Raw genomic sequence first — 16,258 nt, 5'->3', positions numbered from 1 at the left:
TGAGGTGTTTTTCTATGAACAGGATGATCAGTGAAACGGAAGATAGGCTATTAAACTTGATTTCAATTGTTATTGAACCTTTTAAACTATCACTAGTAGAGGACATGAATGAATCACTAAGCACAAATGAAAAAAAAGATGAGTTTTTGTCTTCGATAAAACAGGAGTTTGGTATTCAATTAACACCGGAAATCATTTCAAGTCAATGGAATATAGAAAAACTGGCAAGTTTTCTGGACATGCTCCTCGACATGAGGGAAGACGAGGTAAATAAGCCTTATAAACGTGGGAAAAGTGAAGGAATGCTTTCTCATAATCAAGATAGAATGTATCTGTTCGACAGCCTGGATGAAAGGAAAATGCTCTATAATATGCCATTTAAATTCATTTTAAATGGCGTTGTGGACATTGATGACCTGCAACAGGCATTAGATTTCATGATTGAACGCCATGAAACTTTGCGAACTAATTTCAAAGGAGAAGAACATCAAATCCTTCAATTCTTATCAAAAAAAAGCCGAAACATGATTGCCTATGAAGACTGCCGGGGATTAGATCCCGAAGTCAGCGATATAATGGTCACCTCCCATCTTACTGAAGAAATGGAAAGATGCTTCGACCTGGAAAATGATCATTTATTTAATATGAAACTATTTCGAGTTGATGAAGAAAAACATTATTTGGTATGCAATTTTCACCATATCATTTTTGATGGAGTATCGTTTGTCACCTTTTTCGAAGAGTTATTGGAGATTTATGAAAGAATTCAAACAGGCAGGGTTGGGGATATTCCCCCTCTGGACATGCAATATTTAGATTATGCTGTCTGGCATAAGGAGTGGGTCAAGGAAAGTACGCCAAGCCAAAGGAGGTTTTGGGAAAGTTATTTAGATCAAGAGGAAGAAGCATTAGAACTTCCATTTGACTTTCAACGTCCAAAATCACCTTCTTACTCAGGCGAAAGACTGGAAATGGCCATAACGAATGAACTTCGTGCATGGATTGACAGGGTTTTAAAGGAGAATGGTACGACTTTATATGCTTTTATGATGACCGCCTATCAAGTGTTTTTAAGTCGGTATACCGGGAAGAATCAAATCATTGTCGGGAGTACCGTGGCAAACCGTGGCCAAGAAGAATTTGCCCGGACAGTTGGATGCTTTGTCAATACGCTGCCATTGAAGCTGACCGTTGATCCATCAGAATCATTTCATGAAATATTGAACCGGAATCGTAAAGTGATTTTGGATGTATTGGAACATCAGGCTTTTCCATTTGAAAAAATCGTTGAAATCATTAATCCAGACAGGGATCTCAGTCATTCCCCATTGTTCCAAACAGCTTTGGCAATGGAAGAAAGCTTTGATGGGAACTTTAGCAACGCATTCTTCACTCTTGAACAAGACAAATTCGAAATTCCTTATTCAAATTATGACCTGACTATAAAGGTGAAGGGTTCACATGACTTAATCCTGGAATTCGAGTATTCCGATGAACTTTTCAGACGGGAAACAATTGAAAGACTCATGCTGAGTTTCGAAAAATGGTTATTCCAAATTTGCAGAAATGCGGATATACCTATCTGTCATTTGGAGTATTTAGATGACAATCAAATGAATCATTTGTTATTTGGGTGGCAAGGTGAGGTTTCGGATGCACATCAAAATGAGACGATCACCTCCATATTCAAAAGAATCGTCAAGAAGCATTCAAACAAATTAGCCGTTGCTGATAATGGTCAGGCCATTACTTATTCGGAATTAGATCAAAGATCGAATGTGATAGCGAAATTGGTTAGAAAACATACCGAAAACGGTTCTAATAAGGTAGGCCTGCATGTAAACAGGTCGATTGATATGGTAATCGGCATGTTGGGAGTCATTAAAGCCGGGTATGCATACGTTCCGCTGGATCCTATGCTGCCGGCTGAAAGATTGGACTATATCGTCAATGATTCGAAAATGGATGTATGCATTACGAATCAAGTTGAGGCTCCTGCCATTAAAAAAATAGCTAAGGTGATTGATCTTGAATCCGTACATTACATGGCTACCGAGTGCTGTAACGAATCTATTGTACCTTCCGATCTGGCTTACATAATCTATACTTCGGGGACGACAGGAAAACCTAAAGGTGTCATGTTATCCCATAGAGGAGTAGTGAATTTAATAATAAGTCAAAACAAGTACTTACAACTTGATGAGACCTCAAAGGTATTACAATTTGCCACTTTTAATTTTGACGCTTCTATATATGAGATTTTTGGAAGCTTATTAAATGGTGCAGAGCTGCATATCGGGAATAATAAGGAGGAAATGTTTGATTTACTCGCATTGGAAAATCAAATCAAAAGTGAAAAGTTAACGCATCTAGTATTGCCGCCCGCAGTATTACAAGAGCTCAATATAGAGGGATCCCATGTGAAATTCGTCGGTTCAGCCGGGTCTGAATGTCCAATAACCTTGCTGGATCGCTATCAAAATATAAATTTTTATAATGCCTACGGTCCAACGGAATATTCAGTATGGACCACGATTGAAATGTTTAAAGCGTATGAAAACAATGAGACTACCAATAATAAAGTTTCGATAGGCAAACCCATCCTGAATACTGACGTCTATTTATTAAATCCTGAGCAAAGACTCGTACCAATCGGCGCTGCAGGGGAAATATATATTGGTGGTGAAGGGTTAGCTGTTGGATATGTGAATAATGATGCTTTAACAAAAGAAAAGTTCATTCAACATCCTTTTAAAGCTGGAAAGCGCTTGTATCGCAGCGGTGACCTTGCAAAATTCACGAGCGATGGTGAGTTGATTTTTCTGGGGCGTAAAGATAATCAAGTGAAAATCAGAGGTTTCCGTGTCGAAGTGGATGAGATTTTGGTCAACCTCAATGCTTATCCGCAAGTAAGTGACTCATTCATTAAGGTTCAGGATCAGCCCAACTTAAATAAACAAATAATCGCTTATTTCACATCCAAGCAACAAGTTGATTACGATCACTTAAAAGCATTTTTAAAAGAGAGATTACCAAGTTACATGATTCCTTCATTCTTTATGCAAATGGTCAAATTTCCGTTAAATGCAAATGGGAAAATTGATTCAGCACTTCTTCCGGTACCCGTAACCAGAAGCAATACATTGGAAGAACCTGAGACGTTCAATGAGAAAGTGCTTCTTCAAATATTCAAAAGTGTCTTAGGGTTGGATGACATAAGTATCCGAGATAACTTTTTTGAACTTGGCGGCGATTCCATTCAGAGCATTCAAATATGTTCACTAGCAAGGCAGGAAAGTATAATCATCAGTCCAAAATCAATTTTTGAAAATCAAACGGTAGCAGAGCTGGCAGCGATAGCGAAAACTGAAAATAAGGTCATGATTCAACCTATAGCCACTAGAGGGAATGTGGAACTGACCCCCATCCAGGAATGGTTCTTTGCGGAGCACACTGCTTCCATCAATCATTGGAACCAGTCCATTGTTTTTAGTAAAGATTCCTGTGCTCAAATGGAGGACATTGAAAAAATTCTATCTCATATCGTGGAACATCATGATGGATTGTTAACCCTATTTGAAAAACGTGACAATAAATATATCGGGATTATAGACTCCGAACACAAAACATGGGAGTTAGTCTATAAGGATATACATCATTTGGATGAGGAAACGCGAATAAGGGTGAGAGATGAATGGGAAAGTAAGACTCAAGGTTCATTGGACATAAGTAATGGACCGATCATGAAAATGCTTGTTTTCAAAGAACAACCGAACAAGTATCGCTTCTTTTGGGTAATCCATCATTTATTGATTGATGCCGTTTCCTGGAGGATTTTACTTGAGGATTTCAATACTCTCCATGATCAGGTATTAAACAATCAAACGGGAAGGCTTGCTCATAAAACGTCATCATTCAAAGACTGGTCAAACTTCTTGAGGAAATACAATGAATCGTTGATGGACCTTGAAACACTCCGTTATTGGGAACAAAAAACAAAAAGTGAAATAACGGATTTTAAGATAGCGGAAGACCTTATAGCTAAAGAAGAAAGAACGATGGAGAAATCATTCAGTGAGGAAGAAACTGAATTCTTGATCCAGGAATTATCAAAGCAATCAAAAGCGACTGTGGAGGAAGTATTGTTGTCATTAATCGCAAAGGGTTTGAAACAATCTTTTGAAGTGAAGAACTTCTGGTTGGAAGTAGAAGGGCATGGCAGGGAAATGTTGGATGAAACAATCGATGTTACTAGGACCGTTGGCTGGTTTACTGCGATGTATCCAATATTACTGCATTCAGATGGGACGTTTGAAGATACTTTAAAAAACACGAAGAATGCTATAAGGGAAATCCCAAATAAAGGTTTTGATTATGGCGTCATCAAGTATTTACGACCTGGGGTCATTCAGGAGCCGGATATCTACGTTACTTTTAATTACTTAGGAAGATTGGATTCTCAATTTGAATCATCCAATAGCAGGGACTTTGGTGAGTTTGAAAATAAACCAAAACTGCATTTCCTGTCATTTATCCAGGATGGAAAACTAATCATAAAAATAATTTCAAAATTAGCCGAAGAAAAGATGAATCTAATAATGGAAGCTATTGGTGATGTTGTCATTGAAATCAAGGGAACTGAATTTGACCAAGGTTCTTTAATAGAAAGTGATTTCCCGGATGCGATGGTCACTGAGGAAGATTTGTTTCATATATTGAATTCTAACAAATAAAGTGATTACTGGTTTAATAGAATGATTGTGGTCTGAGTATGGATGACACGAAGATAATGGAATCGGGAGGCGCAAAATTGGAGAAATCTATTCAGAATATCTACTCATTAACTCCGCTTCAAGAAGGAATCCTTTATGAACTGGAAATGAACAATACAGCAGAGAACCTTTACATTTCTCAAATGCGAATCAGGATAACGGGCGCTCTTGAAGTGAATGCATTGTTCGAGGCGTGGAGTCAGGTTGTAGAACGACATGAGGCATTAAGAATGAAGGTCATCTCTAAAAATATTGAAAATAATGTTCAGGTTGTCTTCAATACAATGGATTATCAACCGGAAATGATCGATATGACAGAGTTGAGTGAACATGAACAATTAAATGAAATTCAAAGAGTGACTTCCGCATCCCAGGAGATGGAAGTGAATAACTCCAATTTGATGAAACTCCAGGTAGTGAAAATTGAAGAAAATCAGTTTATCTTGATTTGGACTCATCACCATATAATTTTGGATGGCTGGAGTACCAGCATAGTCATCGATGAACTCTTTGTTATTTACAGCCGAATTGTAGGAAAAGACTCCAAAGGACTTATTGAAAAGCCAAAGCAATATGGAGATTTTATCCGGTATATGAATAAAACAGATGCGGAAGATTTAAATCGTTTTTGGAAAGAGCTTGCAAAGGATATTGAGCAGCCGACGATCACATTTCCCGTCATGAAACATGTGAAGGAAAACCACCAGGACAATGATCTCTTCTGGGAGCTGGATAAAACACAAAGTAAGCTTTTAAGAGAGTTTGCCGCTAAAAACCATGTAACGCTTAATGTATTGCTGCAGTTAATTTGGTCAATCGTCCTAAAGGAAATGTCCAATCAAAATCGAATCGTCTTTGGAATCATTAGCTCTGGCAGGTCGAATAACTTATTCAAATCGGAAGAAATCGTTGGGATGCTCATTAATACGATTCCTATGATAGCTGAAATAAACGATACAGACAGCGTTACCGATTTACTGAAACGATTCCAGGAAACATTGAACAATATGCTGGATTACTCCCAAATTTCTTTAGTGGATATCAAAAAGCATACGAAATTAAAGAAGGAAGATCCGATTTTCCAAACTTTATTTGTTTATGAAAATTACCCGGAAGCGAAAGATGAAGGCTTTAGCATTAACTGGGAGGTCGAGGGCGGAAAAGAGTCACATAGCTTTCCATTATCGTTACAAGCCCAGGATAATAAAGAAACGATAACATGCAAATTGTATTTTAATACCTGCTTCTTACAGCGTTCGCTAGTATATGATATCCAATCAGCCTTCATGCAGGTTGCCCATCAAATTACTAAAGCTCAGCAAATTGATGAAATATATGTGGATATTGATTTTTCAAAACTAAAAAATAATGTGAGTAAAGACGATCAAGCAACGGATGCCCGTTCGGTCACATCCACATCCGTTAATCAAGGACTTAAAGAAATTTGGCAAGAATTTTTCTTGAACAGCGATATTAATGGTGATTTCTTTCAATTGGGCGGGCATTCGATAACAGCCATGAAAATGGTGTCTAAAATAAATAAAAGACTTGATGCGAATATGAAATTAGCTGATTTGTTTGAAAATCCTACATTGAAAATGCTAAATCATAAGATCTTTCCGGAAATGAGTACACCTCCGGGAAATGAAACGCAGGTCGTTTCATCTTTCGTGGAAAAGACATTTTTGGAAGTCTTATCAACAAGTCAAATCGATAAAGATGCCGATTTTTTTGAAATGGGCGGACACTCGATTTTAGCCATGAAGTTATTGACGAAATTAAACAAAGAATATAATCAAATTCTAACTTTGAAAAATATTTTTCAAAATTCAACAATCGATTCGTTGACGGAGTTCATCATTAATGAAATTTCAGATCATGACATGGAGCACATAGAAGCGCAACAAGAAAATCATGTTTTATCCAGTAACCAAGAGGCTTTATGGTTCAACGAAAAACTCAACGGTAAGACAGCCAATTATAATATCCCTCAGAAATATAAAATTACGGGAACAGTGGATACTTCAATGCTGGAAAAAGCCTTAAATCATGTCGTTACTAGACATGAGATTTTGAGGACCACCGTCCGTGAAAACGCTGGTAAAGGCTATCAGGAAATCAGGGAAGATTTATACATTAAAATAGATGAAATCGATCTCTCTGCGTTAAAGCCCGAACAGCAAAAGACTCGTATGCTACAAATTGAAGACGATGTCCAATCGGAAATCTTTGAAATTGAAAAAGGTCCTCTCCTGACAGTGAAACTTGTTAAATTGAGTGAAAAGGATTTTGTTTTATTTGTGAATCTCCACCATTTCGTTTTTGACGGATGGTCAGTGAGTATATTTTTAGATGAATGGTTATCGTTTTATGACAGTGAAGTGAATGAAAAGGAACTTATCCTTGGAAAAGACTTTAAACAATATAAGGATTTTGCATTAGAGCAGAAAATCTGGTTGGAAAATAACATGAAAGAAGAATCGCTATTTTGGGAAACAAACTTAGCTGGGGAATTACCTAAATTGGAGCTTCCTTTAGATAAGATACGTTCAAAAGAAAATCGTAACGACGGCAGTAGTTTTATAGTGGAACTAACGAGGGAAGAGCTCCAGGGTTTAAAGCGGATGTCCCTGGAAAAAAACTCGACATTATTCATGACACTGCTAACGATGTACCAGTCTTTCCTAGCAAAATATACAGGTCAGAACGATATCATCGTTGGAAGTCCTTTGGCGAATAGAATGATTGAAGGGACAGAAAAATCGATAGGTTATTTTGTCAATACACTGCCCTTTAGATTAAAGCTGGGACATGAGGAAACATTTGAAGAGATACTTCAAAGAAATACAGGCCATATCATCGATATCTATGATCATCAGCAAATGACATTGGAGAAAATTGTTGAAGTCATTAACCCTGAAAGAAATTTAGCAAGCACTTCTTTATTTCAAACCGTCTTCATTTTACAAAATAATGCCAAAGCTGCATTGGAAAGTGAATACATAAAGATAACGCCTGAAGTAATAAAATCAAAGGCAGCAAAATTCGATTTGAGTTTAGCTGCAGAAGAATATGAAGATAAGCTATTATTCGCATTTGAGTATAATTCAGGGATCTTCAATGAACAAACCATTCAATCATTAGCTGAAAATTTCCTGGAGTGGATCAGGAAGATTACTTATCAGCCTGAACAATCCATTGACAAGGTATCCGTCGTGAGTAAGCAGCAGGAGAAATTATTATTGGAAGAATGGCAGGGAGAAACCATTCGCTTTGAGGGGATCAATGACACACTCCCACAAGCCTTCCATAAAGTTGTTGAGCGATTTCCTGATAAGATAGCCATTGTTGATGGTTCCAAAACCATTACATATCGCGAATTGAATGATAAGAGCAATCGGCTTTCACACTATTTACTAAGCAAAGGGATTTCTAAAGAAGAAAGAATCGGAATTTATGTGAATCGATCAATTGATATGGTGACAGGGATGTTGGCAGTAATTAAAGCAGGTGCTGCGTATGTTCCATTGGATCCTCATTATCCTAATGAACGATTAAGCTACATGGTTGAAGATTCGTCCATTTCCTATTGCTTGAGTCACAAAGAACTCGGAAAGAATGATTTGATTGACCCATCCAAAATAATATATTTTGAAGATATTGAAAATGAATCGGATTTGTTAATGACAGAGAATCTTCACATTGCGGATCAGCGAGACTTAGCATATGTCATTTATACCTCTGGAACGACAGGCAGGCCAAAAGGAGTCATGTTGGAACATAGAGGAATCATTAACTTGGTTTATAACCAAAATAAAATGATGTGTTTAAATACATCAGCTAAAGTGCTGCAATTCGCTACGTTTAATTTTGATTCTTCCGTCATAGAGATTTTCAGCACACTATTGTTCGGTGCCGAGCTGCATATAAGCGTAGATAAAGAAAATCAATTTGACATGAGTAAACTTGTTGAACAAATTAAGCGTGAAGGAATTTCTCATATCATTTTACCGCCTGCTGTGTTGAAGGAACTGCCAATCAATGAATTGAGCACGATTAAAGTGTTGGGATCTGCAGGTTCTGAATGTCCAGTCGAGCTCGTTTCAAAGTTTAAGCATATATCGTTTTTCAATGGCTACGGGCCTACTGAATATTCGGTGTGTACAAGTTTTAAAATGTTTCCCCCGAATGAGGATGCTACAGATGAATTCGTTGTTTCAATTGGGAAGCCACTGACTAACACGGTTGCACTTGTGTTGGATGAAAACCGGAAACTAGTGCCGGCAGGAGCGGTTGGTGAACTTTATGTCGGAGGATTTGGGTTAGCGAGGGGATATCTGAATAATGAGAGCCTGACAAATGAAAGATTCATACCCAATCCATTCAACCCTGCTGAAAAAATATACAGAACCGGGGATTTAGTTAAGCATAACAAAGCTGGGGAATTAGTTTATATAGGCAGAGCGGACGACCAAGTGAAAATAAGAGGATACCGTGTTGAACTATCGGAGGTTAATGTTTCATTACGAAAACTAGCAGAAATCAAAGATAGTTATGTAACGGCAATGGAAGATGGATTTGAGAATAAGAGGCTAATTGCTTATTATACGGTGAATGATGAGGTATCGGTGGATTCAATCAGAAGAAGACTGAAAGAAACACTGCCTGCTTTCATGATTCCTGCTCATTTTATGCAACTGGATAAATTCCCTTTGACGCCGAATGGAAAAGTTGATCGGAAATCCCTGCCGAAATGGACGGAACAGTTGGATGAGAGGAAGAAAAAAGTGCTGGATGTGCAAGAGCTGTCCAAAACTGAAACAGAGCTTCTGACAATATGGAGAGATGTATTAAACGATCCTGCTATAGGACCGGAAGATAACTTCTTTGAATGTGGCGGTGATTCAATCATCAGCATTCAAATATGCTCGGCTGCAAAAGAAAAAGATCTATTTATAACGCCTAAAGATTTATTTGAATACCAAACGGTCCGTGAGCTAGGGAATGTTGTAAATGAGCTGGAACAAAAACAAGTGGTCCAAGAAAAAATATCAGGTTATGTACCGTTGACGCCTATTCAATCTTGGTTTTTTAATGAAAATCATGACAATATCCATCATTGGAATCAGTCAGTCGTTTTGATGAAGGATCATGCATTGGCGACCGAACAATATAAACAAATCATCATGAAATTAATTGATCACCACGACATATTAAGGACATTATTTGAAAAACATGGTGATTCATATATTGGCAATATTTCAAATGCTGATACGGCATGCGGTTTTCATGAGTATCAAGTTTCCAGTTTTACAGATGAAAATACTCTGAAAGTAATTAAGGAGCTGGAAGAAAACGCCCAACAAAGTTTAAATATACACAATGGCCCCATGATGAAGTTCCTTCTATTCAGGGATCAAAAGGACGTAAGGATTTTTTGGGTGATTCATCACCTTGTGGTTGATGGTGTTTCGTGGAGGATACTTCTTGATCATTTCGAAAGATGCTATCAACAGATAAAGAATGGACAAGAACCATCACTGCCTTTAAAAACGACTTCTTATAAACAATGGTCCGAGAAACTGAACGAATATCAGAACACTGACCTACCGGAAGATGTCGTTCAATATTGGGAAAAAGAAATGAATATACCAGTTTCCCCGCTGACGGATAGCTTAGGAGAAACATGTGATTTTGAAAACATGTACAAAATACAAATGGATGAGGACCAAACACAAAACCTCATTAAAAACACTTTAAGAAAACATAAAACGACGATTGATGAGGTTTTATTATCCGTTATTGCCCATGCAGTTTCCAATAAAATAGGAATTGATGAATTTTGGCTCGAATTAGAAGGTCATGGCAGAGAGGATATTGAAGATGATATTGATTTATCAAGGACAGTAGGGTGGTTCACCTCCATTTATCCAGTAAGGATTAAAGGAATGCCGTCTTTGGGCTCAACCTTGAGAAATACAAAAAACAGAGTAAGAAGTGTGCCAAACAAAGGGTTTGACTTTGGAATCCTAAAGTATATTTCCGCTCGGAATCATAACTATCCAGACAGCCTTGTGAGTTACAACTATCTAGGTCAATTTAATAACACTGGTGATATGGAACAAACCAATAGCAGTAATATCGATTTGAACTATACATTTCCATATAAGCTCAATTTTGTCGCCAGCATCGTAAACAATAGACTCATGCTGAATATTATTGGCGATAGCAATAATGAAAACTACCAAATGATATGTAAAGAAGTTGAAGTACACTTAAACAATATTTTAAGTGGAAGCGCAGATTTGAATGACTCCATTGTCGAAACGGATTTTCAAGCTGAGAAGATAGTCGATGGAAGTACGATCACCCATTTCATTAATAAGTTTAATAACATTGAAGAAATTTACCCAGTGACATCACTTCAAGAAGGGATGTTATTCCATAGTGAAGTAACTCAAAGTCCTGAATATATTTCACAGCTATCCATTGATTTAATAGGTGATCTGGACTTGGACGAATTGGAAGAAGCCTGGAATGAAACCTGTAGAAAATACGACGTTCTTAGATCCGTTTTCAGGCGCAATCAATTGGGCGACCGTTACCAAATCATCCTTAATGACATTTATTATGTGTTTAATCATGTGGATCTAACGATGTTTAGTGAAGACGAATCGGCATCCAAGATAAAAAATCTTTTAGAGCATAGCAAAAACAGACAAATGGATTTAGAGAATGGTCCGCTCATGAACATCACCTTGATCCAGCTATCGAATCATCGCTATAAATTCATATGGACACATCATCATGCTTTAATGGATGGCTGGAGCTTGCAAATCGTCATTAATCATTTTTTGGATAATTATCGAAACCCATCCAATATGGTAAAAGACAGTGATGAACATAAGATTGCCTATAAACAAGTCATGAATCATGTCAGGAATATTAATAAACAGGATGAAGCAGCTTTTTGGAATAAAGAATTGAGGGATTTCGAACAAGTAAAAGCCCTAGTAGGTAAGAAAACGGATAAGGAAGCTTTTACATCGGATAAAGTTATTGAATATAGCCTACCTGAAGAGCTTACCGAAAAATTAATAGAATTATCCAAGCGGCATAGAAAGACGATTAATACCGTTGTTCAAGGAGTTTGGAACATCGTTCTATCGTGCCTCAGTGAGAGCGACTCAGTATGCTATGGGGTGACGAGCTCAGGAAGGAACCTCAGCATTCCGCATATTGAAACAGCTGTAGGCTTATTGATCAATACTCTGCCATTCTCGTTGAAAATCGATTGGGATGATGATTTGCAATCCTATCTTACTGCGATTCAAAACAAGCAATTACAAATGAGAGAGTATGAGTTCAGTTCACTTACGGATATAAAGCGATACGCTGAAATTCCGTGGGATAAGGAATTGTTCCAACATATATTTGTATTCGAAAATTATCCGAGCACAGAACTGGCAGAGGATTCGCGAATCATGATCGAAAATTCAGTCGGAAGTGAATCGACCAATTTTGATCTTACGTTCTCTGCGGCTGTAGTGCAATCCAAGCTGCATTATAAGATCATTTATAAAGACAGTAAATTCTCCGAAAATGAAATTTTACGTTTTATGGATTCCATGCAGGAAATATTCTTAAAACTAACAGAAAATGAAACACTGCCATCTATTGGAAAATTAATAAATCACTTGAAAGTTGGGGCCCGATGATAAGTAAATCGATGACGATGAATAAATTGATGTCAATAACTGAAGCTTTTAAAAAAATCGTGGAAGATAATCAATCAAAAGCGGCACTTTGCGAAAATGAACGTCAAATTACTTATAAAGAATTAGACATACTTTCAGATAATCTTGCCAAAAGGATCATAGATCTGGGGATTCAAGAAGAAACAATGATCGGTATTCCGAGCAAACGGTCCATGGAACTGATCATAGGGATGCTTGCCATAATAAAGTCAGGCTGTTGCTATGTTCCAATCGACGAAAAGTACCCATTAAAAAGATTGGAATATATGCTTGCAGATACGGATATGAAGTTCTTCTTATCGTTTAATGGTCAAGGAGGGAAGCTAATGGAATTGGATATTGAACCAATTCCATTTGAGATGAATGAACTAAGCAGGGACGGGCATATTCCCGTTAACCGTTCCTCGGAGAATGGTCTCGCCTATGTTATCTATACATCAGGTACGACCGGAAAGCCAAAAGGTGTAATGATAGAGCATAAAAGTGTAGTCAATTTAGTATTGAACTCTGAAATACTTGAAATAAACGAAAATAATAGAGTGGCTCAATTTTCCAACCCATGTTTTGACGCCGCAACCTTTGAGATATGGGGAGCTTTATTGAATGGAGCGACTTTATTCTTGATGCCGAATGAGTTCACTTCTTTTGATGATTGGAAAGAAGCGATATCCATTGGAAAGGTGGATGTAGCTTTTTTTACGACAGGTCTTTTCAATGCAATGGTAGATGAGGATCCTAAGATTTTTGAAGGATTAAAGAAAATTGTGGTTGGCGGAGATAAAATCTCGGTTTCCCATGTGAGAAGATTGAAGCAAACAATCGGTCACTTCTCCTTGATTAATGGGTATGGACCAACTGAATGCACGACTTTTGCCATTTGTCATGAGGTCGAAGACAAAGATGCAGATGTTATTCCCATTGGAAAACCATTGAGCAATGTAGAAATCAAGATTCTATCTGAAGGACTAGTCGAGGTAGCAGATGGGGAAATAGGCGAAATCTACATTTGCGGTCAAGGGGTCATGAGAGGCTATTTAAATCAGCCGCAATTAACGGAACAAGCTTTGATCATGGATGATTTGAATCAGATGAAGTGGTATAAAACAGGTGATCATGGCATCCGGTTACAAGATGGTGAGATCCTGTATAAAGGTCGAAAAGACAGTCAAGTGAAAATTCGCGGTTTTAGAATTGAACTGAATGAAATTCAAGACAAGCTTGATAAATACATGAAGGTTGAAAGTTCAGCAGTTGCTGTTAAAAACATCAATGATGATAATTATGTGATCGCTTATTACAAACATGAAGATGAAAAAGCGGAAAACGCTGAAAAGGATATTAAAGATTATCTGAACAATGAATTGCCGAAATATATGATTCCCCACTTTTTTGTCAGAGTGGATGATTTCCCGCTTAATGCCAACGGCAAAGTCGATAAAGAGAAATTATTGGAAATGGAGATCGTGCAAAATAAAGATTCCTTAGCCCATCAAGAAACTGATAAGAAAAAAGAAGTATTGGAGATTTGGAGAAATGTATTGGGAAATCAAAGTCTAGGATTGGACGACAACTTCTTTGAACATGGAGGCCATTCCATTTTAGCTACCAAACTGGTCTATGTAATGAAGGAAACTGTACTTCCTGACGCCACTTTACAAATCTTATTGGAAAATAATACAGTGAATAAATTTGTTGAGGCACTTGAAGTCGATTCATCTGGCAGCATGGAAGCAGTGATGGAGAAGGATTCCATGCTCGATCGAGAATTGATGGAGAAAATAAGGGAGATATCCGCTAAATCAGTTCAAATTGAAAAAAATATGATGATTACAGGTGGAACAGGTTTTTTGGGAGCACATCTATTAAACAAATTATTACTGGAATTGGAAGATGTCAAAATCTATTGTTTGGTTAGATTTCCTTCAAGAAATAGATTGAAAGATACTTTAATGAAATATGGTCTTTGGCAGGATGAATTCGTAAGTCGAATCGTTGTAATAGAAGGGGATCTTAGTAAACATCAATTCGGTCTGGATGATGTGACATATGAGAAATTAAGCAATGATGTTTCTCATGTGTATCATGTCGGTGCTGAAACGAATTTCTTCGAGCCGTATAGCAAATCAAAAATATCGAATGTGGATGGTGTAGTGGAAGTCATTAAGTTTGCTTCATCATACAATCGGAAAAACATTTATTATGCATCAACGCTTTCTGTCTTGACCGGAGAAAGGAAATGGGACGAGGAAGACGAATTGGTTTATTCCCCCGATTTAATGATCGGATACAGCCAGTCCAAATGGGTTGCCGAGAAATTGCTTCTTCAAGCAAGGGAACTCGGACTGACAATCGATATTTTCCGATTAGGCAGGATTTCATCTAATTCAAACGGGGTTTGGAACGAGAAGGATATGTTGTACAAGGTTTTTGAATCATTTATTGAACAAAGGATATTGCCATTTAAAGAGGAAATTCATTTTGAATTGATGCCAGTCGATTTTGTAAGTGAGTTTATTTACAAAATATCAAGATTGAAAGAGAATCAGAAGCTTGGGATCTATCATATGTTCAATGATCAGAGAGTTTCAAGTGAATTCGTGACCTCGTTCTTCGAAAAGAATGAAATACCTTACTCCAATATGGATTTGGAAGAGTGGTTACAATCTTTAAAAGAAAAAACACAATCTAACGAGATTCATTCATTAAGTGCTTTGTCCCAGTTAATAGATGAATCAACAAAATTAAAAGAGTCGGAAATCCTGCAATCAAAAACCAAGAAGGAAATGGAACTACTATCAATGAAAATGCCGGAAATCGATTCAAGGTATGTTGAAAGCTTTATGAAGTACATGTTGAAATAATTGATCATAAGAGAAGGGGGATGGAAGGACTGAAGAAAACACTTTTTTGTTTCCCTTATGCTGGGGGAAGTGCATCTTTTTATAGAGAATGGAAATTTGATGATGATGTGATAGAGGTAATCCCGCTGGAATACCCTGGACATGGCAGTAAATATAGTGAACCATTATGTGAAAATATGACGGATTTGACGGATATATTATTGAAGGAAATGGAAACGAAACATCAAATGAATTCATTGGAAAACATCTCTTTGTTTGGACATAGCATGGGTGCGATCGTAGCCTATGAAATTGCGGCAAAATTAGAAGAGAGAGATGATAATAAAATTGAACATTTATTCATTTCAAGTAAGTCGTCTCCAAAATATAAAGTAGATCAAATCGATTGCTCTAATACAAAACATTTAAAACAATCGCTTGAAAAAATCGGGGGAACAAACAAGGAACTCCTGGAAACGGAAGATTTCATGAATATATTCCTTCCGATAATCCATTCCGACTTGAATGTATTAGCCAACTATCACCATGAAAAAAAACGCGAGAAAAAGGTGGGAAACAAGGCCGTTTTGCTATTGGGATCGAATGATACCGTGACGAAGGAAAGTATCGAAAGCTGGAATGAATACATTGAACATATTGAAGGATTGCATATATTAAAGGGTGATCATTTCTATATAAAGCAAAACCAGGATATCGTGTTAAAAATCATTCAAGAGTATGTACTCAATAGTCGTTGTGAAGTTCTGATTTAAGGTAGCGGACTGCCCCTTGCACCAAAATTTGCTCTAATGTAAGCATCCGCTTGGATACCCATGAAACCCAATCTTCATCTAAAAAAGGACTGATTTATTTCAGTCCTTTCATACTG

The 16,258-nt window shown here is 37.3% G+C and carries 4 protein-coding genes; all 4 read left to right on the top strand.

Going from position 1 to position 16,258, the window contains the following annotated elements; all coding sequences use genetic code 11:
• Nucleotides 1-14: 14 nt before the first annotated feature.
• Complete coding sequence (locus ACZ9AO_RS10670) at nucleotides 15-4,733, top strand: amino acid adenylation domain-containing protein (protein WP_476109034.1); 4,719 nt, start codon at nucleotides 15-17, stop codon at nucleotides 4,731-4,733.
• A gap of 77 nt (nucleotides 4,734-4,810) precedes the next feature.
• Nucleotides 4,811-12,490, top strand: a complete 7,680-nt coding sequence (locus ACZ9AO_RS10665; protein ID WP_476109033.1) for an amino acid adenylation domain-containing protein — start codon at nucleotides 4,811-4,813, stop codon at nucleotides 12,488-12,490.
• On the top strand, nucleotides 12,487-15,390 hold the full coding sequence (locus ACZ9AO_RS10660) for a non-ribosomal peptide synthetase (protein WP_476109032.1): 2,904 nt from the start codon (nucleotides 12,487-12,489) through the stop codon (nucleotides 15,388-15,390). The genes ACZ9AO_RS10665 and ACZ9AO_RS10660 overlap by 4 nt, the downstream gene beginning before the upstream one ends.
• 20 nt (nucleotides 15,391-15,410) lie before the next feature.
• On the top strand, nucleotides 15,411-16,142 hold the full coding sequence (locus ACZ9AO_RS10655; RefSeq protein WP_251541419.1) for a thioesterase II family protein: 732 nt from the start codon (nucleotides 15,411-15,413) through the stop codon (nucleotides 16,140-16,142).
• Nucleotides 16,143-16,258 lie beyond the last annotated feature (116 nt).

The organism is Peribacillus sp. TE19612 (genome assembly GCF_056279465.1).
The sequence above is the reverse complement of the archived record's forward strand: the minus strand, read 5'-3'. Positions and strand labels throughout refer to the sequence as shown.